Below are 23,507 nucleotides of genomic sequence, written 5' to 3' on the forward strand. Positions count from 1 at the left end.
TTATATTAATTAGTTTAGATATTTTTTTTATAAAGTTTTTTTATGGAGAAATGAATATTGATGTAAACCTTTTATTTATAAGAATTCTTTTTATTATTTTTTATATATTTATTTGTAGTATACTTTTAGCTAAGAAAGAGTAAAGATACAATTGCTCATACTAGTGTGAACATCTCGCTTTTATTTAAACTTTTAAATTTATAAGCGCAGGCGTTCTAGAAATTACCGATACCGATAACTATTATCCTTTTGTCTTAAACCATAATATGGTAAACTTCCCTGTTTTAGTAGAGAAAGAATTTTCAAACAGAGAGCTTTAGATAAAGAGTATATTGAAGAAAGATAATAAATAATCGTGGACAAAGTTGACTAATTTAGTAATCCCCTCGCTACCGCACCGCTGCATCGTGTGGTGAAGTAGTAATAACAAAACCACTGCTATTGAGCAGTGGTTTTGTTAAAAAAACGTTCTGTTTTTGTTTGTGAAAAGCCATATATTTATTTTGAAAACAATAAGTATATTTATCAGTATAAAGGCCAACTTGATAGACCAATAAAAGAAAAGCTTTTACGAAAACTGTGAACGCAGTTCAGTTAGGGTCACCTTTGCCAAAAACAGCGCAGGCGCTCTTGAAATTATTGATACCAACAATTACTATCCTTTTGGTTTAAACCATATCTCAGGGACGTTTGGCACCTCCAACTTTGGTAGTTTCTACAGTTACAAGTATAACGGAAAGGAATTATAAGAGACGGGAATGTATGATTACGGTGCAAGAATGATGATGCCTGACCTGGGAAGATGGGGAGCAATGGATGCCATGTCTGAGAAATACAGTTCCTGGAGTCCATATAACTACGCTATTAATAATCCTGTGATGGTGATTGATCCGGATGGAAATGATATTCAACCATTATCCGAAGCACAACAGGCTTTTAAAAATTACGTAGCAACGATGTCAACAGGAACTGAAACATCAGGAGGGAATATCTTTACAGGATTTGGCTCTAACCTTTTTGATGATCACTTTAATCAGTTTGGTAAATTTTTATACACTGATAATAAGAATACAAATAATATTATTATTGATTTTCAAAATCCTATTACAGGCAGTTTTAATACAGCTCCATGGCTGTCAGTGGAACTAAAGGATTATATATTTAATAAAGATAATGCGTTTGTTTTAGCAAACATCGCTAATCATTATGCTAAAGATGCTGGTATAAATTTAAATAACCTTAAAGGTAATAGCATGTCTGTAGGAATTGCAGATTATCATTTTGATGCAGGGAAAATGGTTGGTACATTTTCTCGTTTTAATGGAGGTGAATATAATCCAGATGCTTTAATGCAGGCAAACAAGGAATCTAAAACTGTCTCTTTGATGGTTGGCAATGGAAAACCGCATCCATATTATAATGATAAAAACAATATGATTTCTGCATTAAGTCATGAGGGAGGAAAAATAAGTCACTTAACAGTAAATCCTAATAATATTAATCTATCTAAATTAGATTTAGCAAAAGAGCATATCACAATTTATGAGCATCAAATCTCTTCTCCTCTTTTTAAGAAGACTACAGCTGGCTTTCAACAATTAATGAAAAAAATTATTCTAATGATAAATGGTATTATAACACTTACAAATCGAAATAGATTTAATATATATGTATGTCTATTAATTTTTCTATTTATATCATGTAAAAAGTCTATGTTAAAGAATGATAATGTTGTTTGTTCTTTTCAGAATTTAATATGTGATTATACAAAAGATAGTATAAGGATAAAAAATGTAGAGACTTTTTTACTTTTTGGAAATCCTACAAATGACACCCTTAAAGTTTCTCTTAAAGATATTCAAGCGAAGTATCGACATATTTATGAAAGGGATACACTGAAGATAAATTTTGAAGCATTAACAATTATTTCTATTCCACCACATGACTCTCTCGGATTACCTTGTATGTCAATAATTGAAAAGAACTTTGGTAAAGGAAATAAAGTCTTTGAAAAAGGATTTTCAATTGTTAATGTTAATTCTCAAAAAGAAATTTCTCATGCACCAGGCTACAGATTAAAACAAATTAATGATTTTCAATTATATAAGAAGTGGGGAAGAAAACATAATAACATGACTTTATAAAGTAGCAAATCTACTCCGGATGGAAATGATGCAATGTTCGCTTCGGGAGAAGCAGCACAATTTGCTTTTAAAATGTATGTGGCAACGATGTCTACAGGAACTGGAACATCAGGAGGGAATATATTTATGGGATGGGAAAATCTAGGACCCGGACCAAAGGGAGGAATCAGATTTATTTTAAATATGGGATCAAGTGCAGATATGAATGATGCTGCTAAAACAAGAATAAATGAAATAAGGAGAAACTATCCTAATGATAAAATAGTTGAACTTTTAGAGGGTAATTTTGGAAAACTTGCAAATATTGTAAAAAGAGAATTAGATATTGCAAAAAAAGAAGGTTATGGTAAAACATTAGAATTAAGTGTCTTTTCTCATGCTTCTACAGATGGACCTGTCGGGGAATATGATAAAAACAATCCTTATGATTTATCAAAAGAATCAGGAGATCTAATTGACAAAGGACAAATGTCTTTAGTTGGTTGGTCCAAAATAAATTGGAATTTTGATCCAAAAAATAGCGTTGCCGCTTTTTATGGTTGTCAAAGTGATACTTTTGCTGAAAAATTTATGAGAATTAGTAATGTTTACTACACAGCTGGAATAGGTGGAAGCGCAGGGGGGTCAAAAACAATTTCTGGAGAGTTTAGCAATACTATTTTAAATAATTTTGGGTTATCATTTGGAAATGTGTATATGAGATCACAAACAGATGGAATTGTAGATCCATTAACAATTTACAGAAGAGGATATACTGCAAAATCACCCGATGGTTATAGATATTTGAAGCCTATTGAATACTATAGAAATGCAACAGTACCATCAAAATAAATGTAATATTAAGTTATGAAATTAATTATAAGAATAATAAAAGTAATAGTAGGTTTTTTTTCTTATCTCTTTTTAAGTATTTTCTATCAGAAATTCTTAGGTCAAGAACCTTTTAATAATTCTTTTTCAATAGGCTTACCTAGGTTTTATTTTGAGTTTTATTCAAGTGACTGTCAGAAGCTTAATGGTAGTAATTTGGGGCAATTTGGAATTAATATGATTATTTATACAGCTATAGTTACCATTTATTACAAATTTTTTAAAAAACTTTTCTAAAAATAAAGTAGAAAAAAGTAATATTCCAAATCTGATGATATCTAATGTATAAGAGTATTAACAACTATCCCTCTTTACTGTAAGATTATATCCTGTAATAATAGCGAAACCACTGCTATTAAGCGGTGGTTTTGTTTGTGAAAAGAAATTCTGTTTTGTATGTGAAAGTCTATAGGTTTATTCTGAAAACAATAAGTATTTTTATCTTTATAAACAATATCTCAGGGCGTTTGGCACCTTCAGCTTTGGAAGTTTCTAATCCTGTAAGTACAACGGTAAAGAATTACAGGAAACCGGGATTTATGATTATGGAGCAAGGATGATGATGCCTGACCTGGGAAGATGGGGAGCAATGGATGCCATGTCTGAGAAATACAGTTCCTGGAGTCCTTATAACTATGCGATCAATAACCCTGTGATGGTGATTGATCCGGATGGAAATGATATTCAACCATTATCCGAAGCGCAACAGGCTTTTAAAAATTATGTAGCAACGATGTCAACAGGAACTGAAACATCAGGAGGGAATATTTTTACTGGGTTTAATTTTTCTGGTTTTGGAACAGATGATTGGATCAGAGGACTTGATGGAAAGTGGAGATATGATGCTAATATTACTACTTTGGAAAAGGCAATGCGAATGGCAGGTATAACCGGTTTTGCTAAAAATGGAACAATATTCTCAAATGTAAGTGTAGATGGAGGAAGTATCTCGGCTTATGCACGACTAAATGAAGGAGGTAGTATAACCAAGCTTGGTGCGGATGATCTAGCTTCTATGAATGCAATTGTAGATGCATTACCAATGTGGTTAGGTGGAACGTGGAGAACCTGGACCAATGTAACATTTTACAGTTTTTCCGCAGGATCAAATGATCCTGATAAAGAAACACTTAATAAATTAAAACCACAGGATAAAATTGATTTTAATAATATGTTTGAGTATATTTTAGGTGGGTACGGTAGAAATACAAGGCTTGATCGTAAAAATTTGGGAGATGCCGCTATCCAATTTGGTCTTGACGTAGAAGGTATTGGAAATCCATTTGGAAGTTTATCAGGATTAGGGACTGTAAAATCAGATACATTTGGCATTTGGGATAGGCAAGCTACTGGAGTTTTACGTAATAATGATGGATCTCCATTTGGTTTAAAATATAAAAATGTAAGAGGAGAAGGACTGAGTAAAGGAACAGTAGATTCATTAAATAAAGCAATTAAAGATTCTAATAATTACTGGAATAGACAATTAAGGAAATAGATTATGAAATATATTATTTTATGTAGTTTGTTCATTTTTTTTGGGTGTAAAAAAGAAGTATCTCAAAAAATATATTATCCAAACGGAAAGCTTAATTATGTTTTAAATAAAAAAATAGATACTACTAAAATTACATTTTTTGATAAGAACGAAAAGGCTGTAATGAATTTGAATTTTTATAAAGATTACTTTATAGGAGCTATTGTTTATAACAAAAATCCAAATCTTCCATTTAAAGATTCTATTAGTATAGATAGCATGAAAGGTTCTTATTTTTATGGAACAGAATACATTATTTTTGAAAGAGGAGCTAAGCTTATGGGATCATATAGATATAAAAGAAACTCGGATTTTAGAAAAGCATTACAGAGCATACAACCATTCGGTATTCATAATACCTTTGATATGGGAGGAACTATTATTGGAAAAACAGAATATATTATTGTAAATGATACTGTATATAACACTAAAATTGCACTGTAGAATGAATTATCAAGTACGTTTTTTATTACTAATGTTTTCTATTTTTTTTATAAAATCCTGCACAAAAGAGAGCGATTTATCTTATAGCATTTATGATAAAAATGGCTTTATTAAAGCAGATGGAAAGTTTAAAAGAGATCACTTTCTAGATACAATTTACGTTTATAAGGAAAAAGACAATGATATTTATAATGACCATTTTGACACCCTTATAATAATAAATAGTTCAAAAGGTAACTACTTTTATGGTACAGAAATAATAGAAGAAAAAAATACACACAAGCTCTTTTCTAAAGGAATATATAGATTCAAAAAATCTTCTAATCCAGAGGAATGTTTCCAAAGTAAATTAAAGACAGGATATTTTGAAATTTATAATATTGACGGTAGCTTAAGTTCAAAAAAGCTATATAAAATAAAAGGTGATTCTTCTTATGTTGTTGAATATTAGTCTCCCTAACAGCAACGATTATCAGCTTATGCACGACTAAATGAAGGAGGTAGTATAACCAAGCTCGGTGCGGATGATCTAGCTTCTATGAATGCAATTGTAGATGCACTACCAATGTGGTTAGGAGGAACGTGGAGTACATGGGAATCTCAAGAATTTCCTCAGATTACCAATACTGGAGGATTGGCAAGAACAGATTTTGATGCAAGTACCTGGGATAAATTTAGACCTGGTGATAAGCTTTTTACTTTAGATGCTGGAAGCTTTATATTTCCAAGTACTTTTCCAGCCGACGGTTCTAAAGGAGTACCAACATGGGCAGGTAGAGTGTATGCGGGTGTATGGGGTGTAGATAGAATTAGAGAATTGTCAGATTTGTTTGTTGGAAAGAAAAGTGATAGTACATTAAGTGTTTACAATACTTGGACTTATGATAAAAATGGATCTTTTAAATCTTTAGACACAGCAAAATATATTAAAAATAATGACTCCACAGGATTTATGAGATTTATGAATTCTGTAGATAATCAAAGAATTTTAAAGTCTAAAAATATAAAATAATTAATAATGAGGATAATATATATTATTATTTTAATACTATTTATGGTTTATTCTTGTAAAAAAGAAAATCACAAAGTAGATATGAAAATACAAAAGGAAAATTATAATCCTACAGAATATTTTGCTTTTCCAACCAATATAAAAAAATGGAAAAACTATAAAGAAATTGCTGTAAATGACTCTCTAAAAAAGGTTCAGGGAGAGTTTGAAGATTATAAGATTGAAGGATATATTAATCAATATAATCAAAAAATAAATTGGTGGAATATTGTAAATAAAAAAAATATTCAAGCTGACAATGTTAGATTAGAATATCGAATTGTTGATAATAAAGAATATGTTAATCAGTATATTAATTATGATACAAAAAATGGAAATGACATAAAAAATAGTTTGTTTTATTTGAAAGAAAGATTAAACCATAATACCTTAAGATATAAGTTCTATATACCAAATAAAAAAATTAAGGTAAATACATCTGCAACTATTTTTTTGTCATTCTTTTTAAATAATAAAGAAATAAGAAAAGAAGATTTAAAATGTGTTAAAAAGAATAACTATTACTACGTGGATGTAAATTATGTTGATACAGGTGATAACATTATTGTTAAGGGGTTATTCGAAGAAGGATATGAATATGATGATGGTGAGATGGGACTAAATGAAATTTATGTATTAGATACATTGAAATAGTGGAGTTGCTACCTTTTTTAGAACAGAAATTTTATACCCTAACAAAGGGGGATGAAAATTAGAGTATTGGTTTTCAATATCCCTCGGCTGCCGATTGAATCGTGTGTTAAGTAATAGTAACAAAGCTACCGCTATTATAAATACAATGGCAAAGAGCTTCAGGAAATAGGAATGTATGATTACGGAGCAAGGATGATGATGCCTGACCTGGGAAGATGGGGAGCAATGGATGCGATGTCTGAGAAATACAGTTCCTGGAGTCCTTATAACTATGCGATCAATAACCCTGTGATGGTGATTGATCCGGATGGAAATGATATTCAACCATTAACCGAAGCGCAACAGGCTTTTAAAAATTATGTTGCAACGATGTCAACAGGAACTGAAACATCAGGAGGGAATATTTTTACTGGGTTTAATTTTTCTGGTTTTGGAACAGATGATTGGATTAAAGGACTTGATGGAAAGTGGAGATATGATGCTGGTATTACTACTTTAAGAAAAGCTCAACGAACGGCAGGTATAACCGGTTTTGCTAAGAACGGGACCGTATTTTCAAATGTAAGTGTAGATGGAGGAAGTATCTCGGCTTATGCACAACTAAATGAAGGAGGTAGTATAACCAAGCTCGGTGCGGATGATCTAGCTTCAATGAATGCAATTGTAGATGCATTACCAATGTGGTTAGGAGGAACCTGGAGTACATGGGAATCTCAAGAATTTCCTCAGATCACCAATACTGGAGGACTGGCAAGAACTGATTTTGATGCAAGCACCTGGGACAAATTCAGACCTGGTGATAAGCTTTTTACTTTAGATGCTGGAAGCTTTATATTTCCAAGTACTTTTCCAGCCGACGGTTCTAAAGGAGTACTAACATGGGCAGGTAGAGTGTATGCGGGTGTATGGGGTGGTGATAGATTTAGAGAACTATCAGATCTATTTAGAAAAAAGAAAGATGATAGTATTGATATTAATGCAACTCTCTTCTATCCGTCTCCGCAAGATACTATAAAAAGAGTTCTTGAAAAAAATATGAGTAATGAAAGAAACAAACTTCAAAAAACAGTTGATTCAATTAACAATGTGGAATATCGTAAAGGTTGGCATTACAAAACTTATGGGTGGTAAAATAAATTTAATAATAAAAATTTTTGTTTTACTGATAATTTTTAGTTGCAAAAAGAAAGAACAGAAAAATCTTCTTCAACTTACACAATTAAGTGATTATACCATTACCAAAACTAAAATCAACGATTCGATAACAAAAGTTAAAGGAAATAATGAGAACTATAACCTTGAGGGAACAATAAATGAATCAGATAATTCTAAAGAAGGCTGGTGGAAAGTTCAAAATAAGTTAAATAATGAATTTTATAATATCGAGTATATTTTTTTAGATAAACAAATTGAGAATCAGATAAAAATATACAAAAATGGACAGCTTCAAGAAAATTTAAGCAAATTTTACACTGCTTCATCTGATAAGAATGGAGTAAATTTTAAATTTTATTTTCCAGAATCTAAATTTAGAACCTATAACGTTAGCTTTAATTATACAGTTTCAGATTCTCTCAAAAGGAAAATAATTAAAAATGAAAAATTAAATTGTACAAAGATTATTAATTATTATTCTTGTTATATCCCTATAAAACAAAACGAAAGTATAATTGGTATAGCTACAAGGTTTTCAAGTTCTAAACAAAAAGATAGTGTTTTACTTGCTGTAGATAGAATGTTTATAAAACCTGTTTACAGAAAAGATTAAACTTTTTAATCCAAAATAAAAGGAAAAACAAGACCGTTATTTGGCTTATTATCTCAATAATAAAAAATGATTAATAAAAGCAGAGTGATCTTAACTTTTTGATCGCTCTGTTTATTTAAAAGAAGATTTTTTTCAGACTCACCATCATAATGTTTGAAATCAACAAAATAAACTACTGCTATATCTGGTTTGATAGGATCTACCAATGAAGAGTATCCTCAGATCACCAATATTGGAGGATTGGCAAGAACAGATTTTGATGCAAGTACCTGGGATAAATTTAGACCTGGTGATAAGCTTTTTACTTTAGATGCTGGAAGTTTTGTATTTCCAAGTACTTTTCCAGCTAATGGTTTTAAAAATAGAGACGCTCCAACATGGGCAGGTAGATTGTATGCAGGGGCATGGGGATTAGATAGATTTAGGGAGTTATATGAATTACATAGCGGAGATAAAGCAGCTGATACCCTATACTTTAACGATTATACATTTGATAAAAGTGGTATCAAGGATACTACATATAAAAGACTACCACAAAAAGGAGAAAGTTATATCGAAGCAATGTCAAAATTATATAAAACAGCAGATTCAACAAAACGTGCGAAATGGTAAAAAATATAATAAATAAGAATGTTTTTTTTTACTTTCTTTTTTTCTCATTTTTTTCATGTAAAAATGAAAAATTAAAAGAGGATGAAAATCTAAATTCTACAGAATATTTTTCAATTCCAACTGACTTAAAGAACATGAGGAATATTGAAAAAAGTAAAATTAATGACTCTTTATACAAAATAAAAGGATTATTTAATAACTACATTATACAAGGATATATGAATGGCAATAAGAAAATTGGTTGGTGGGAAGCACTTGACGATAATAAAAAAGAAATTGTTGCTAAGTTAGAATATAAATTTATTGATAACAAAGAGTTTGTTAATCAATATATATTATATAAAAATGGGAAAATTGACACACTAAAAAGTAAATTTTATAGGATTAATAAAAGTCAAAATTTTGTAAAGTATAAATTTTACATACCCTACCAATCTAACGAAGTTCACTCCGAAGGAAAATTGTATTATAGATATTCTTTTCAGGGAAAAGTATATAGACACTTAGAATCTAAAGGCTTTAAAAATAAAAATGTTTTTGATTGTACGGTTTCTATACCCGCAAATTTCAATAATAAAGATTTATTTATTGAAGGGAATTTTTGGGAAATATTTCAGTTAGAAAATGGAGAAATTTCAGGGAATGATATTTACGTATCAGACACATTAAAACAATAACTACCACTTGGTAAAGTAATAATAAAAACCACTGCCATTGAGCGGTGGTTTTGTGTTGTAAAGAGTATTAAGTAAGGGTAACTTTTACCAAAAACAGCGCAGGCGCTCCTGAAATTATTGACAACAACAATTACTATCCTTTTGGACTGAACCATACCTCAGGGTCGTTTGGCACCTCCAACTTTGGTAGTTTCTACAGTTACAAATACAACGGAAAGGAATTACAAGAGACGGGAATGTATGACTATGGTGCAAGGATGATGATGCCTGATCTGGGAAGATGGGGAGCAATGGATGCCATGTCTGAGAAATACAGTTCCTGGAGTCCTTATAACTATGCGATCAATAACCCTGTGATGGTGATTGATCCGGATGGAAATGATATTCAACCATTATCCGAAGCGCAACAGGCTTTTAAAAATTATGTAGCAACGATGTCAACAGGAACTGAAACATCAGGAGAGAATATCTTTACGGGATTTGGTAAAGATGATTTGATGAGAGAATATCCTGATAACTACAAAGGAAAATTAGGGCAAGGAGACTGGAAAACATCCGACAGAAAAAACAATACAAGTAGATGGCAAAATGCCAATGAATATAATATTAAGCAAACTAATGGAAGTAGCGAATATGCCGACTTAGATCAAAGGGCAGATTTTTACAGATGGTTTCAATCTGCTACTGATAAAAAAGGTTTCCAAACAAGATGGTCGGGTGCAGCAGCGGAAACAGTTGATAATTTAAAAAATTTAATTGGCAATTATGATAGCTATTTTGGAATGGATATTTCCAATACGGAAATTAGAAACTTCGTGAAAGGTGGAAATAAATTAATATTGAATCATATTTGGAGTAGCTTGCAAGATTTATATAACGGGCCTGTTTTGAGAGGTCAGGTTGCTGCTAATTGGGATGGTCAAAATTTAATTAACGAACAACATTTAATTCAACCAGAATATAATAAACTTAGTCCTGCTTCAGTCAAAATATTAAATAGTAATTTGAGTTGGTTTACTTCCTTTGAGGGAAGTGTTTTAAATTTAAATCATAGATATTTGTATGGAATGGAGTCAATGGGTTATATTGTAAAATGGGGAAAAGATGCTAAAATTAATACAAATGTTAATACTCGATAAAAAATCAAACAGTATTATAACAATAATTTTATTATTAATATTTGCTGTTATATATTATTTCTTTGTTAGAAGTCAAAATCATGATGTTTTTTATTTCCTATTGTTATATGAAGTAACACTTATTTTATTTTATAGCTATAGTTATAAGAAGTACAAAGCAATAATTTACATGATATTGGCAATACTATTTTTAATGCATTTTATTGCTGTTATTTATATAATTTTTAAAATAAGAGGATCCGGAATTTTATCCTGAAAAATCTCCACTCCTTTTATGAATTATGATAAAATAAAATAGTTGAAATTACAATTAAAATGCAAACTTATAAGTATTGTATAAATTTGTTTATTACAGCAAAAAAACTGCTTATAGGTTTGCATCTAATTTTGTTTAAAGAAGCACAGAATTTTTGTTTTCTCTGAAATTATTGATACCAACAATTACTATCCTTTTGGTTTAAACCATATCTCAGGTACGTTTGGCACCTCCAACTTTGGTAGTTTCTACAGTTACAAATACAACGGAAAGGAATTACAAGAGACGGGAATGTATGATTACGGAGCAAGGATGATGATGCCTGATCTGGGAAGATGGGGAGTAATGGATGTGATGTCTGAGAAATACAGTTCCTGGAGTCCTTATAACTATGCGATCAATAACCCTGTGATGGTGATTGATCCGGATGGAAATGATATTCAACCATTATCCGAAGCGCAACAGGCTTTTAAAAATTATGTAGCAACGATGTCAACAGGAACTGAAACATCAGGAGGGAATATTTTTACTGGGTTTAATTTTTCTGGTTTTGGAACAGATGATTGGATCAGAGGACTTGATGGAAAGTGGAGATATGATGCTAATATTACTACTTTAGAAAAGGCAATGCGAATGGCAGGTATTGATGGTTTTGCTAAAAATGGGACGGTTCTGGCTAATACAAAAATAGGACCTAATGGAGAAATTGGATATGTAAGACTAGGTGAGGGAGGAAAAGCCAGCTATGCAGAGCAATACGGAGCGATAGATGCATTGACAAGTGCAATGCCTACGTGGTTAGGAGGAACGTGGAGAACCTGGACCAATGTAACATTTTACAGTTTTTCCGCAGGATCAAATGATCCTGATAAAGAAACACTTAATAAATTAAAACCACAGGATAAAATTGATTTTAATAATATGTTTGAGTATATTTTAGGTGGGTACGGTAGAGCAACAAAACTTAATCTTCAAGATGGTGCTTTTCAATTTGGTCTTGACATACAGGGCATTGGAAATCCATTTGGAGGTTCATCAGGATCAGCACCAGTAAAACTGGATACATTTAGTTATTATGGCCCTCAAGCAATAGGTGTCAATATTTATAGAGGAGAAGGTGGCAGAATAAATGGCGCTGGAATTAAAACTCAAGACGTTTATAAATATGATATGTCAAGAAGTCAAAAGGATTCAATGATTAATAGATTTAATGCTGATGGTGTGAAATTTGGTAGACAAGCTGATTCTATATTAAAAAGAATAACACCAAGATAATATGAGAACTAAAATAATTTGCGCACTAATTTTATTCATTATTTTTTCTTGTAAAAAAGATAAGGCTGAAAGTTTTAAAGAAGAATTAACCCAATCTATCCAAAAAAAAATTACACAAGAACTTAAACAGGACAGTTCTACTTTAGAATCCATTCAACTTGTAAAATTTGATACTTTAAAAGAATGGCAAGAAGCTGACTTTGTATCTAACTATTCTACTCAAAGATTGATAATATTAAATAAACAACAGCAACAGTTAACAAAAAAGCTTGAGAATATTAAAACAATAAAAGATTTGGAACGAATCAAATCACAATATGCAAAAGTAGAGGACAGTATGAAACACGAAATAAAAATTATAAAAAGTGTGGAACATCTAAAACCCAATAATACTAAAACAGGCAACTATCAGTCAATTTTTCTTTTAAAGGTTTATGATAAAAAATCCAATACAGTTAAAAACGATTCATTATTTATGTTTACAAATGAAAAAAAAGTAATCTTCACATCAACACAATTTATGGAGCAGTGTATTGCAAGGTTTAAAAGAAACTAAACCATCGAGTTGCTACCTTTTTTAGGATAGAAAGTTTATCCTCCTTATAACCTCGCTGCCGCAAGATTATACTGTGTGGAGAAGTAATAATAACAAAACCACTGCAATTATGTAGTGGTTTTGTTAAAAAAACGTTCTGTTTTTGTTTGTGAAAAGCCATATATTTATTTTGAAAACATTAAGTATATTTATCAGTATAAAGGCCAACTTGATAGACCAATAAAAGAAAAGCTTTTACGAAAACTGTGAACGCAGTTCAGTTAGAGTCACCTTTGCCAAAAACAGCGCAGGCGTTCCTGAAATTATTGACACCAACAATTACTATCCTTTTGGTTTAAATCATATCTCAGGGTCGTTTGGCATCTCCAACTTTGGAAGTTTCTACTCCTATAAATATAACGGTAAAGAACTTCAGGAAACAGGTATATATGATTACGGAGCAAGGATGATGATGCCTGACCTGGGAAGATGGGAGCAATGGATGCCATGTCTGAGAAATACAGCTCTTTGAGTCCTTACAGCTATGCTATCAATAACCCTGTTATGGTCATTGATCCGGATGGAAATGATGCAATGTTCGCTTCTGGAGAAGCAGCACAATTTGCTTTTAAAATGTATGTTGCAACGATGTCAACAGGAACAGGAACATCAGGAGGGAATATATTTACAGGATTGAATAATAACCCTAAAGAAAATCCACAACCAGGCTTTTGGGGAAACATAGGGAATTTCTTTAGTAATTTGTTTGGAGGGAATAAGGGGGCCGATATTTCAATTCTTTTAAGAGGTGCTGATATTTCTAGAACATTTCAGGTAGGAGAAGTAACTGAAATAACAGCAGAAGGCTTTTTTGCTAGAATGGGTGCAGCAGTCGCATCAACATCAGCTTTAACATTAGGAGCTGTTTTAACCCCTACAATGATGAAAGATCCTGCATATGATTGGACGAGAGACTTGGATATATCTTTATCAAAAGAAATTTCTAGAGGTGATAATAATAGAAATGGGATATTACTATATAGGGGTGTTTCATCTTTTGCACATACAGAAACACAAGCTATGATGTATAATGAGGCATCATTTGGAATTGCAATTCCAAATGGACTAAGACCAGGAAATAAAGCGCATTGGGATATGGATGATCATGCAATGAACGATAATTATTCTGTATGGACATCGTGGACCACTAATAAATCAACCGCCAGAGATTTTGCAACTGCTATGGGAAAAGCATCAGGAATCATTTTATCTAAACGTTTTAAAATTGGAGTTACTGCTATTCCTAATGTTTCAGAGACAGGAAAAAGAATGCAGGAAAGCGAATGGTTAATTTTTGGACCAGTAATAAGAGCTAATGTAGAACATATAAAGCCATAAAATGAAAACAGAAGAAGAAATTTTTAATTTAATAAAAAAAAGCATCAATTTACGGGGAGAATTTAACGATTATCATATAAGGTTGAGTAATGGGAGATTTGATAGGGAAAATATGATTGGGGTATATAGTATTAGAGAAGGGATAGCTATCAATCAAAAAAACTATAAACTTGCAGAGCAAATGCATCAATTACTTATTGGATTAAAAAATGATTCTGGAATTTTATTAAAGGGTGTAACTATTGATGGGAAAAATTATTCTGGGATGTATTATTTAAGTGAAAATTATGATAAAATTATTGGGTATTTAGATAATGAACTTGATGAAAAATGATAATGTAATTAGTCAGATTTTGCTTATTCCCTGCTGTTGCGAGCGTCTCGCTCGTACCTGATAAAATAACAACAACCCTTACTATTTGTAAGAGTTTATTGTTTTATGAGAATAAATGTACTAACTGCTATTATAATCTTGTTTGTACGAGCATAGAGGTATGTTACTTTAAAAGAAACTTCAGATTGGATAACAAAGAATAAAGATTTTCCAGTAGCATCAATTAAAGTTCCGAGTTACTCGAATTGAGCTCTTAGTATCTGTTGAGAATAATAGTATAGCAGCTTATCAAGGAGAAAAAATAGATCAGTTAAATTAAATATAGTACTAAATGCAAAATAAAATTATCCCCGCTCTGCGAAGTTTGTAACTTCGTACCAGATAATTGCTGGTACAGAGGTAAATTTCTTTGTTTTTGAACACTTCCCCTTTTTCAAACAGTTGATATCAATATAATAGTAAGGAACTAGAGGAAGCAGAGATGTATGATTACGGTGCAAGGATGATGATGCCTGATCTGGGAAGATGGGGAGCAATGGATGCCATGTCTGAGAAATACAGTTCCTGGAGTCCTTATAACTATGCTATTAATAATCCTGTGATGGTGATTGATCCGGATGGAAATGATATTCAACCATTATCCGAAGCACAACAGGCTTTTAAAAATTACGTAGCAACGATGTCAACAGGAACTGAAACATCAGGAGGGAATATTTTTACTGGGTTTAATTTTTCTGGTTTTGGAACAGATGATTGGATCAGAGGACTTGATGGAAAGTGGAGATATGATGCTAATATTACTACTTTAGAAAAGGCAATGCGAATGGCAGGTATTGATGGTTTTGCTAAAAATGGGACGGTTCTGGCTAATACAAAAATAGGACCTAATGGAGAAATTGGATATGTAAGACTAGGTGAGGGAGGAAAAGCCAGCTATGCAGAGCAATACGGAGCGATAGATGCATTGACAAGTGCAATGCCTACGTGGTTAGGTGGAACGTGGAGAACCTGGACCAATGTAACATTTTACAGTTTTTCCGCAGGATCAAATGATCCTGATAAAGAAACACTTAATAAATTAAAACCACAGGATAAAATTGATTTTAATAATATGTTTGAGTATATTTTAGGTGGGTACGGTAGAGCAACAAAACTTAATCTTCAAGATGGTGCTTTTCAATTTGGTCTTGACATACAGGGCATTGGAAATCCATTTGGGAAAAATAGTAGTTCGAATTCCATGACAGTTAAAGTTACGTCATTAGATTCTGCCAACTATACTGGTTTCACACGTGAAAAAGATACTACAATATTTTATAATCAGAATATTCAAGGTAGTTTTGATAAAGCATATAAACCGGTATTGGATTCATCCTATAATAGATCTATCAGAAATTTTAATAATCACGTTCCAAAACGTTACCATATTAAGTAGAAATGAAAAATATAATTAAAATATTCTCTATTTTTATAATTGTAAGTTGTAAAAAAGAGCAAAAACAACCTATATCAATAAAGACAGATTTAGACAATTTATTTAAAATAGATAATTATCAGAATGTTATTAAGAAAAAAATTAATGACTCTGTATTGATATTTGAGGGAAAAAATGAAAGATTTTCAATTAAAGGACAATATAATTTTGTAAATAATTATAAAACTGGTTGTTGGGAATCTTATGATAATATTAGTAAAGAAAAATATTTAAATGTAGAATTTTTCAAAGAAGATGATAAAATGAAAGAGTTTAATAATCAGATCATTTTTTATAAAAATAATAATGTGAATCTTCAATCTAGCAAGTTTTATACAAAAAAGTATAATCCCGATAATAGAGTTATTTTATATAATTTTTATTGTTCGAAAACCGTAGGTTCGAATTATTCTGCGGTTGTAAATATTGGTATAATTTCTGGAGAAAGACCATTACTTTATCCTAAGGATTTTGAATGTGAAAAAATTGCAGATGGTCGATATCAATATTCTTTAGATTTATCTAAATATACAAATCATTCAGATTTGAAAATAGTTGGGTTATTTTCCGAATATTCCACAGATAAGAAAAAAAATACATTAGGAATAGATCAAATCTTTATAAGTGATACAATACAATTAAAACAATAAAGCTAATAATTAGTATAAGGAGTTATCTTGACTTAAAAAAAGCGCCATAATTATTTGACATAAAAAAAGAGATTAGGAAATTATTGTCGCTAAACCAAATAAAATCCTATCCCACCGCTCTGCGAAGTTTGTAACTTCGTAGCAGATAATAAAGAAACCTCGCAAGTTGCGAGGTTTTTATTTTATAATTTGTCTAGTCCTAATACAAAACAGAACTACATTTCTGCAATGTTTTTTAAGTTTAGAAGCTTTGATAAAAGCATCGATGGTTGCAGATATGTGAGCTTTGGTATCGCTGTCGAGTTCCTGTATTGCTTTTAGTTTATTAAGAGTGGCTCATACAGTCCATCTTTTACGAGATAATCTAAGGTGACGCCTGAAGCATTCGCAATTTTTGTAGCCAGGTCAATCGACGGAACATTTTCCCTCGCTAACGCAAAATTGCATCGTGTGGTGAAATAATAATAACAAGACCACTGCTATTGAGCAGTGGTTTTATGAAAACAATAAGTATATTTATCAGTATAAAGACCAACTTGACAGACCAATAAAAGAGAAGGTTTTACGAAAACTGCTAATGTAGTTAAGTAAGGGTCACCTTTGCCAAAAACAGCGCAGGCGCTCCTGAAATTATTGACACCAACAATTACTATCCTTTTGGTTTAAACCATATCTCAGGGTCGTTTGGTACTTCTAACTTTGGTAGTTTCTACAGTTACAAATACAACGGAAAGGAATTACAAGAGACGGGAATGTATGATTACGGTGCAAGGATGATGATGCCTGATCTGGGAAGATGGGGAGCAATGGATGCCATGTCTGAGAAATACAGTTCCTGGAGTCCTTATAACTATGCGATCAATAACCCTGTGATGGTAATTGATCCGGATGGAAATGATGCAATGTTCGCTTCTGGAGAAGCAGCACAATTTGCTTTTAAAATGTATGTAGCAACGATGTCAACAGGAACTGGAACATCAGGAGAGAATATCTTTACAGGACTTAATTTTTCCCAATTTGAAATAGACTGTCCAAAGTGCAAGAAAACTAAGAAAGATGGTCAAAAAATGATTTCTTCAGCAAGATCTATGGGTTTAAATTTTGCGGCAGACAATATGGAATATTTTTTAAACGGACAGGGTGTTTGGTCAGACGATAAAAATGTTTCTGCTAGTTTTCTGAAGAGTAATTCAAGTGTTAGACATGGTACAGCATTAAATGTTACAAAATTATTTGGAGAAAAATTCAATAAACAAATTGAAAATATGAAACTTGGAGAAACTATAATGTTAAATGGTAATTGGAAGGATTCCTATTATGCATCAGCCAATGAATTAGACTTATTGTATGGAAGTGGCGGGTATACTATCGGTACTTCTGTATCTTTAAAAGTTACGAGAGGAACAATTCCCGGTGCCAATGGATATACATTTTCTGGTAATATTAATGTAAATTATTTTGATACATATAATTGGGATGCTGGAAAAGGTGATTATGTTCCAGGTATTGGCTATACTAATGATAATGACTTTAATGACTTAGTTGAAAATGGTCAAGCTGCAAATTTTAATATGAATTCTAGTTGGAATATTAAAGTATCTGATTGGGGGTATGTAAAAGGTAGTGTACAAGCGGGTATTATTAATAAAATCATGCAAACAAGATAGGAAATAATTTTTATGTTAAGAATATATTATATTTTATTAGTTTTTATACTATTACACTGCAGTGAAAAGAAGGACATTTATAAAATACCGCTTTCAAGTTTTAATGTTGGAATTTCTTTAACAAAAAATCATCTGTTTTTAAGAGAATATAAAAGATATTTAGTTATTTCTTCTAAAGAAAATAATGAATTAGAGTCTCTAAGACTAAAGGATGATAATGGGACGGGAGCAAATAGTTATTTATATGATGCCGGAGAGCGTTATATTATTATAGATTGTGATGGTACATGGTATTCAATAGATAAAGAATCAGGAAGAATAAATTTAATCGGGAAGTTTTGGATGAAATTACCTCCTACTACCTATCTAGGAACATTTAGTTTAACAAGTACAAAGCATAAAGTTAAGTTTATAAAAGAAGAAAATATTAAATTAAATGATATTTATAAATACGGAGGAGGATAATTTTTCGTCCGTGTAAGTTTTCAAGGGCGTACTTTGATATAGAATAAATGAGATAAAACCGTTACAATTGACTCTATGCCTGGTATAGAATCAGGTAAAAAATTTTATTGATAAAAGTGGTAATTTTATCGGCTTTAATATCATAGTTGAAAAATATGCACAAGTGACTGAATTTGAAAAGATTGTTTTAAATATTCAAGGGTATAGCCCCGTAAATGTTGCACAAAGAATAGATGTAAATTATATAGAAAAGAATTTAAATATATCTTTCAAAATAGATGTCTTTCCTTCTGCTTCAGCAGGAATAATAGGTGCTGGAGGGCAGAAGAGCAAAGAAAATTTAATGCAGCCATGGGCTATTAAAAAAAATATATATGATACTTATTGATTATTTATACTATCAGTTTACAAATTTCTATCATCAATTTGAAAAAGATGGTACACATAAGGGATCAGGAATTATTTTAACATGCGCTATGCTTTGTTGGAATTTGGTATTCTTTATAATTATATCGGATAAATATTTTAACACTAATTTAGGACCCTCAAATAAGTATTTCTTAATAATCTATTGTTTACCAATTATTTTATTTTTAGGATTACGCTATTGGAAATTTACCTCTTATGAAGAAATTAATGGAAAAGTGCAAAGATTCAGTAAAACAAAAAAAACAATTGCTGATATTTTATTAATCACTTATGTTATTATTTCTTTTCCAGTATTTATTATTTTCGGAATTTATCTTGGTTCATTAAAAAATACGTTTTGATAATTTATAAGTTAATATTAGGGCATTGAAAATTCAATGCCCTATATTTACCAGTACAGAGACCACCTTGGAAATACCAGGGTCACCTTTGCCAAAAACAGCGCAGGCGCTCCTGAAATTACTGATACCAACAACTACTATCCATTTGGCTTAAACCATACGGGCGGAAACGGATTGAACTCTTCCAACTTTGGAGGTCTCTACTCTTACAAATACAACGGAAAAGAGCTTCAGGAAACCGGGATGTTTGATTACGGCTGGAGACAATATATGCCAGATCTGGGAAGATGGAACGGGATAGACCAATTGGCGGAATCTTACCATATGGCAAGCCCATATGCCTATGTAATGAATAATCCTATTTCTTTTCTAGATCCGGACGGAAGGGATGTAAAGCCAACTCGTGATGGTTACGAGTTTTCAGGAAGTGATCTGCAAAATGTAATGGGGTATCTACAGGGAGGAGGAAGCGCTCGAAAATTAGTCAGCTCATTATCTGCATGGGAAAAAGAAGAAAGTGAAGGGAACTTCTGGTCCTTTTTTGGTTCATGGAATTCATGGTGAGATTACAGGACTAGCATTGCTTGTGGAAAGTTGCCAAACTCATATCCTTCAAATAAAACCATTGCAACTGAAATGGTTTTATTTGACAATGTAGCCGTCATTTCTGAATTTATAACGGCTCTTTGTGGTTCACAAAAATTTTAAAATATGTCTATTAAAAAATTATATTATTACTTTTTCTACAAAATATATAAATCTATTCAATATACATCTGCTCCATTTGGACAGTTTTTAACCAATTTTAAAGCAGGTTTGGTAATGATAGCTTTAGAAATTTGGTGTGCCTTTTCGATGGGTATTTATTATTCTTTAATAACAAATACTAAAGTGGAATTATCGGTATCTATGCCAATTATATATATCCCCCTAATTTTAATTATTGCCTTTAACTATTATACCTTAGATTATTTAGAGATATGGAAAAATTATAATCGAGAGTTTGATCAATTACCAAGGAAAAAAAATATTCTTGGAAGTTGGATGGTATTTGGAATAGTATTACTAATTATCGGAAACTTTATTTTTTCATTTTATTGTTTAGACAGGCAAGCAAGAAAAGATCAGGTTGGTCCCTATGCACCTGAAATTGTTGCCAAAGAAAGGAGAGAAGATTCTTTGCAAAAAGCTAAACAAATAGAAAATCTTAAAAAAATCTATGGTGAGGATAAAAAATAATGCAAATTTGTTGTATTAATAATAGATAGAGCATTGTTTTCTCAATGCTCTCTTTTTTTAATTGAACAGCGCAGGCGCTCCTGAAATTACCGATACCAACAATTACTATCCTTTTGGATTAAACCATACCGGAGGAAACGGATTGAACTCTTCTAACTTTGGAAGCTTCTACAGTTATAAATACAATGGCAAAGAGCTTCAGGAAACCGGGATGTTTGACTATGGCTGGAGACAATATATGCCTGATCTGGGAAGATGGAACGGGATAGATCAATTGGCGGAAGCATATACTTCTATAAGTCCTTTTGCCTATGTAGCCAATAATCCTATTTCAATGAGAGATCCTGATGGAAGATGGATGGATGCAGCTGGAAATATTGATACATCGGGCCAGGCAAATCCTTTTCAATTTTTAGGTAGTTCTCATAAACCGAGATATATGACATCATCTACCGGAGTGACTCTAAATCCAGATAGTTTTGGTGATGGCTATTCTTTATTTGATCAGGTTAAAGATGGATTAGGAAAACAAAATATATTTATAGACTTTAATAAAAAAGGTGATATGTACTGGTGGACCACTTATAAAGACCCTAATACTGGAGTTAAGGGGATAGGAGTATTAGAGATGCTAAATCTAAGATCTTATTCTGGGATGCCAGAGATCAGGCAGTCTTATCATAACTTCAATCCGTACAAACCAGATAATACCCCGGAATGGTATGGCTTTGGAGGACGTGCAAACTGGGTACTAGCAACAGCAGCAGCCAGTGTAGAAAATTTCGCGGGGCAAGTAAGGGTGACAACTACAGGTTCATCTATTAAATTGTATCATCCTAATGCAAATGGTAATGTTTTTATTAAAAATATATATACAAAAACTACCGGGCTAAGTAAAATCGGACAAGGTCTAGGTAAATTTTCTTTTTGGCTAGGGTTTGCCATGGATATTAATGGGGTAAGGATTTATAGTAATGATCCAACTTCTCCCAATGCAGTGCATCCAGGCAAGGCCGAATTAAATACAGTAATGGGATATGTGGGTTTAAAAGGAGGAGCTTACGGAACTATAATTAGCACTTTATATTTTGGAGTTGATAATTATTATCCAGGAGGATGGATCGGTGCTTCTGAAACTGCTGACAGAACCGAAAAATATGAACAACAAACTACAAGACATCCGTTTTTTAGTAATTCTGCGATAAAATTTTAATTATGAAAAAGATAAAAAAAGGTTATTATTGTTTTTATTATGTGCTATATAAATATTCACAGAGTTCTGCTTTTCCTAATTATTTTACAGCAAGCATTCTTTTAGGTATATTAGAAATTTTGGTAATAAATTCGTTTATTAATTATTATGATATTTTCAACCCTTCAAAATTAGGAATTTTTGAAAGTAAAGTATTTTGGATTTTAATAGTTTTTATATTAGTATTACTTGACTACTTGATTTTCCATTACAAAGATCAATGGAAGTATATAATAAAGGAATTTGATAGTTTTTCTAAAGAAAAAAATAGAACGAATAAATGGATTGTATATAGTATTTCTGCATCAATAATTATTAATTTTATTTTTTCATTTTATTTGTTATTTGCACAAGCAAAACAAAATCAGACTGGCCCCTATGCACCTGAAATTGTTACCAAAGAAAGGAGAGAAGATTCTTTGCAAAAAGCTAAACAAATAGAAAATCTTAAAAAAATCTATGGTGAGGATAAAAAATAATGCAAATTTGTTGTATTAATAATAGATAGAGCATTGTTTTCTCAATGCTCTCTTTTATGACATCATCTACCGGAGTGACTCTAAATCCAGATAGTTTTGGTGATGGTTATTCTTTATTTGATCAGGTTAAAGATGGATTAGGAAAACAAAATATATTTATTGACTTTAATAAAAAAGGTGATATGTACTGGTGGACAGGAGAGGCCACCCAGACTTCTTACAGAATTGGTGATGAAATGTATGGAGAAGGTGATCTGGGAGTCATGCATAGTATGAAACTTAATTCAGACACTTCTTGGGATGCCTATAAAAACTGGGCAGATTATGGATCTGGAACAATTGGAACGATGTATCAAGCAATAGCAGATCAACGTACTGCACTATATAATAGAGGCTATTGGATAGATAATCTTGGAAATCAAAGAAGTATTCGATACGCAGGAAGAGCAGCAGGCTCACAAATAGGATTGAGAAGCAATTATGTACGAACCACTGCAATGTATGGAAAATATGCTAAAAGATTGGGATACGTTGGTTATGCACTTGGTGCTTACGAAGTAGGTGAAGGATTATCTAATGACGGTTGGAATCCTGGAAAAAATACTACAGTTGCTGCAGCTACAGTAGGCACAGGTATTGCTGTAAGTTATGCGGCTGGAGCTGGTGCAACTTGGCTTACTGGTGCTTTTGCTGGTGCTTTTGGTGGTTCTGTAGCCCCGGGTGTTGGTACTGTAATAGGATTTATAGTGGGAGGTGTGGCAGGATATTTTGCAAGCGATTATGTCGGTGAAGCAGTACAAAATTCTTACAAATAAAT

Annotated in this window: 24 protein-coding genes and 3 pseudogenes; all 27 read left to right on the forward strand. The window is 31.8% G+C overall.

Annotation, left to right across the window (positions count from 1 at the left end):
- Window positions 1-758: 758 nt before the first annotated feature.
- The 27 genes and pseudogenes from LF887_RS07055 (at window position 759) to LF887_RS07185 (ending at window position 23,505) form a co-directional block, all read left to right on the forward strand.
- Window positions 759-2,144, forward strand: coding sequence for an RHS repeat-associated core domain-containing protein (locus LF887_RS07055; RefSeq protein WP_236858143.1), 1,386 nt, complete (start codon window positions 759-761; stop codon window positions 2,142-2,144).
- An 87-nt stretch (window positions 2,145-2,231) separates the two neighbouring features.
- Entirely contained in the window at window positions 2,232-2,975 is a 744-nt protein-coding gene (locus LF887_RS07060; RefSeq protein WP_236858144.1) for a hypothetical protein, read from the forward strand.
- A gap of 550 nt (window positions 2,976-3,525) precedes the next feature.
- Window positions 3,526-4,512, forward strand: a pseudogene (locus LF887_RS07065) (RHS repeat-associated core domain-containing protein); the annotation flags it as partial.
- A gap of 3 nt (window positions 4,513-4,515) precedes the next feature.
- On the forward strand, window positions 4,516-4,995 hold the full coding sequence (locus tag LF887_RS07070; RefSeq protein WP_236858146.1) for a hypothetical protein: 480 nt from the start codon (window positions 4,516-4,518) through the stop codon (window positions 4,993-4,995).
- 1 nt (window position 4,996) lies between these two features.
- Entirely contained in the window at window positions 4,997-5,446 is a 450-nt protein-coding gene (locus tag LF887_RS07075) for a hypothetical protein (protein WP_236858147.1), read from the forward strand.
- Between the two features lie 87 nt (window positions 5,447-5,533).
- Window positions 5,534-6,007, forward strand: a complete 474-nt coding sequence (locus LF887_RS07080) for a hypothetical protein (RefSeq protein WP_236858148.1) — start codon at window positions 5,534-5,536, stop codon at window positions 6,005-6,007.
- A gap of 6 nt (window positions 6,008-6,013) precedes the next feature.
- Entirely contained in the window at window positions 6,014-6,700 is a 687-nt protein-coding gene (locus LF887_RS07085) for a hypothetical protein (protein WP_236858149.1), read from the forward strand.
- A gap of 135 nt (window positions 6,701-6,835) precedes the next feature.
- Window positions 6,836-7,018: pseudogene (locus LF887_RS24375) on the forward strand (RHS repeat domain-containing protein); the annotation flags it as partial.
- A 724-nt stretch (window positions 7,019-7,742) separates the two neighbouring features.
- The gene (locus LF887_RS07095; RefSeq protein ID WP_236858155.1) at window positions 7,743-8,468 is read left to right on the forward strand and encodes a hypothetical protein; all 726 of its coding nucleotides are present in this window, start codon (window positions 7,743-7,745) and stop codon (window positions 8,466-8,468) included.
- A 189-nt stretch (window positions 8,469-8,657) separates the two neighbouring features.
- Window positions 8,658-9,080 (forward strand): hypothetical protein, encoded by a 423-nt coding sequence (locus tag LF887_RS07100; protein WP_236858159.1) that lies wholly within the window; start codon window positions 8,658-8,660, stop codon window positions 9,078-9,080.
- Window positions 9,074-9,757, forward strand: coding sequence for a hypothetical protein (locus LF887_RS07105; protein ID WP_236858161.1), 684 nt, complete (start codon window positions 9,074-9,076; stop codon window positions 9,755-9,757). Before LF887_RS07100 ends, LF887_RS07105 begins: the two co-directional genes overlap by 7 nt.
- A gap of 116 nt (window positions 9,758-9,873) precedes the next feature.
- The gene (locus LF887_RS07110; protein ID WP_262912544.1) at window positions 9,874-10,896 is read left to right on the forward strand and encodes an RHS repeat-associated core domain-containing protein; all 1,023 of its coding nucleotides are present in this window, start codon (window positions 9,874-9,876) and stop codon (window positions 10,894-10,896) included.
- Between the two features lie 427 nt (window positions 10,897-11,323).
- A complete protein-coding gene (locus tag LF887_RS07115; protein ID WP_262912546.1) occupies window positions 11,324-12,427 on the forward strand; it encodes an RHS repeat-associated core domain-containing protein in 1,104 nt (367 codons plus the stop codon).
- Window position 12,428: 1 nt separating this feature from the next.
- Window positions 12,429-12,983: a hypothetical protein gene (locus LF887_RS07120; RefSeq protein WP_236857566.1), complete on the forward strand. Its 555-nt coding sequence runs from the start codon at window positions 12,429-12,431 to the stop codon at window positions 12,981-12,983.
- 468 nt (window positions 12,984-13,451) lie between these two features.
- Window positions 13,452-14,360, forward strand: coding sequence for a hypothetical protein (locus LF887_RS07125; RefSeq protein WP_236857567.1), 909 nt, complete (start codon window positions 13,452-13,454; stop codon window positions 14,358-14,360).
- 1 nt (window position 14,361) lies between these two features.
- Window positions 14,362-14,694, forward strand: coding sequence for an enoyl-CoA hydratase (locus LF887_RS07130; RefSeq protein WP_236857568.1), 333 nt, complete (start codon window positions 14,362-14,364; stop codon window positions 14,692-14,694).
- Window positions 14,695-15,151: 457 nt separating this feature from the next.
- Window positions 15,152-16,129: pseudogene (locus tag LF887_RS07135) on the forward strand (RHS repeat-associated core domain-containing protein); the annotation flags it as partial.
- 2 nt (window positions 16,130-16,131) lie between these two features.
- Entirely contained in the window at window positions 16,132-16,818 is a 687-nt protein-coding gene (locus LF887_RS07140) for a hypothetical protein (protein WP_236858165.1), read from the forward strand.
- A gap of 632 nt (window positions 16,819-17,450) precedes the next feature.
- Window positions 17,451-18,485, forward strand: coding sequence for an RHS repeat-associated core domain-containing protein (locus tag LF887_RS07145; protein ID WP_410681146.1), 1,035 nt, complete (start codon window positions 17,451-17,453; stop codon window positions 18,483-18,485).
- 12 nt (window positions 18,486-18,497) lie between these two features.
- Complete coding sequence (locus tag LF887_RS07150) at window positions 18,498-18,950, forward strand: hypothetical protein (RefSeq protein WP_236858167.1); 453 nt, start codon at window positions 18,498-18,500, stop codon at window positions 18,948-18,950.
- A gap of 163 nt (window positions 18,951-19,113) precedes the next feature.
- Window positions 19,114-19,338 (forward strand): hypothetical protein, encoded by a 225-nt coding sequence (locus LF887_RS07155; protein ID WP_236858169.1) that lies wholly within the window; start codon window positions 19,114-19,116, stop codon window positions 19,336-19,338.
- Window positions 19,325-19,720, forward strand: a complete 396-nt coding sequence (locus tag LF887_RS07160; RefSeq protein ID WP_236858172.1) for a hypothetical protein — start codon at window positions 19,325-19,327, stop codon at window positions 19,718-19,720. Before LF887_RS07155 ends, LF887_RS07160 begins: the two co-directional genes overlap by 14 nt.
- A gap of 36 nt (window positions 19,721-19,756) precedes the next feature.
- Window positions 19,757-20,284: an RHS repeat-associated core domain-containing protein gene (locus LF887_RS07165; RefSeq protein ID WP_236858180.1), complete on the forward strand. Its 528-nt coding sequence runs from the start codon at window positions 19,757-19,759 to the stop codon at window positions 20,282-20,284.
- 147 nt (window positions 20,285-20,431) lie between these two features.
- Window positions 20,432-20,959 (forward strand): hypothetical protein, encoded by a 528-nt coding sequence (locus LF887_RS07170; RefSeq protein ID WP_236858187.1) that lies wholly within the window; start codon window positions 20,432-20,434, stop codon window positions 20,957-20,959.
- Between the two features lie 61 nt (window positions 20,960-21,020).
- Window positions 21,021-22,172 (forward strand): RHS repeat-associated core domain-containing protein, encoded by a 1,152-nt coding sequence (locus LF887_RS07175; protein ID WP_236858189.1) that lies wholly within the window; start codon window positions 21,021-21,023, stop codon window positions 22,170-22,172.
- Between the two features lie 2 nt (window positions 22,173-22,174).
- The gene (locus LF887_RS07180; RefSeq protein ID WP_236858197.1) at window positions 22,175-22,690 is read left to right on the forward strand and encodes a hypothetical protein; all 516 of its coding nucleotides are present in this window, start codon (window positions 22,175-22,177) and stop codon (window positions 22,688-22,690) included.
- Between the two features lie 56 nt (window positions 22,691-22,746).
- A complete protein-coding gene (locus LF887_RS07185; protein WP_236858199.1) occupies window positions 22,747-23,505 on the forward strand; it encodes a hypothetical protein in 759 nt (252 codons plus the stop codon).
- Window positions 23,506-23,507 lie beyond the last annotated feature (2 nt).

This window comes from Chryseobacterium sp. MEBOG06, assembly GCF_021869765.1.
Lineage (GTDB): Bacteria > Bacteroidota > Bacteroidia > Flavobacteriales > Weeksellaceae > Chryseobacterium.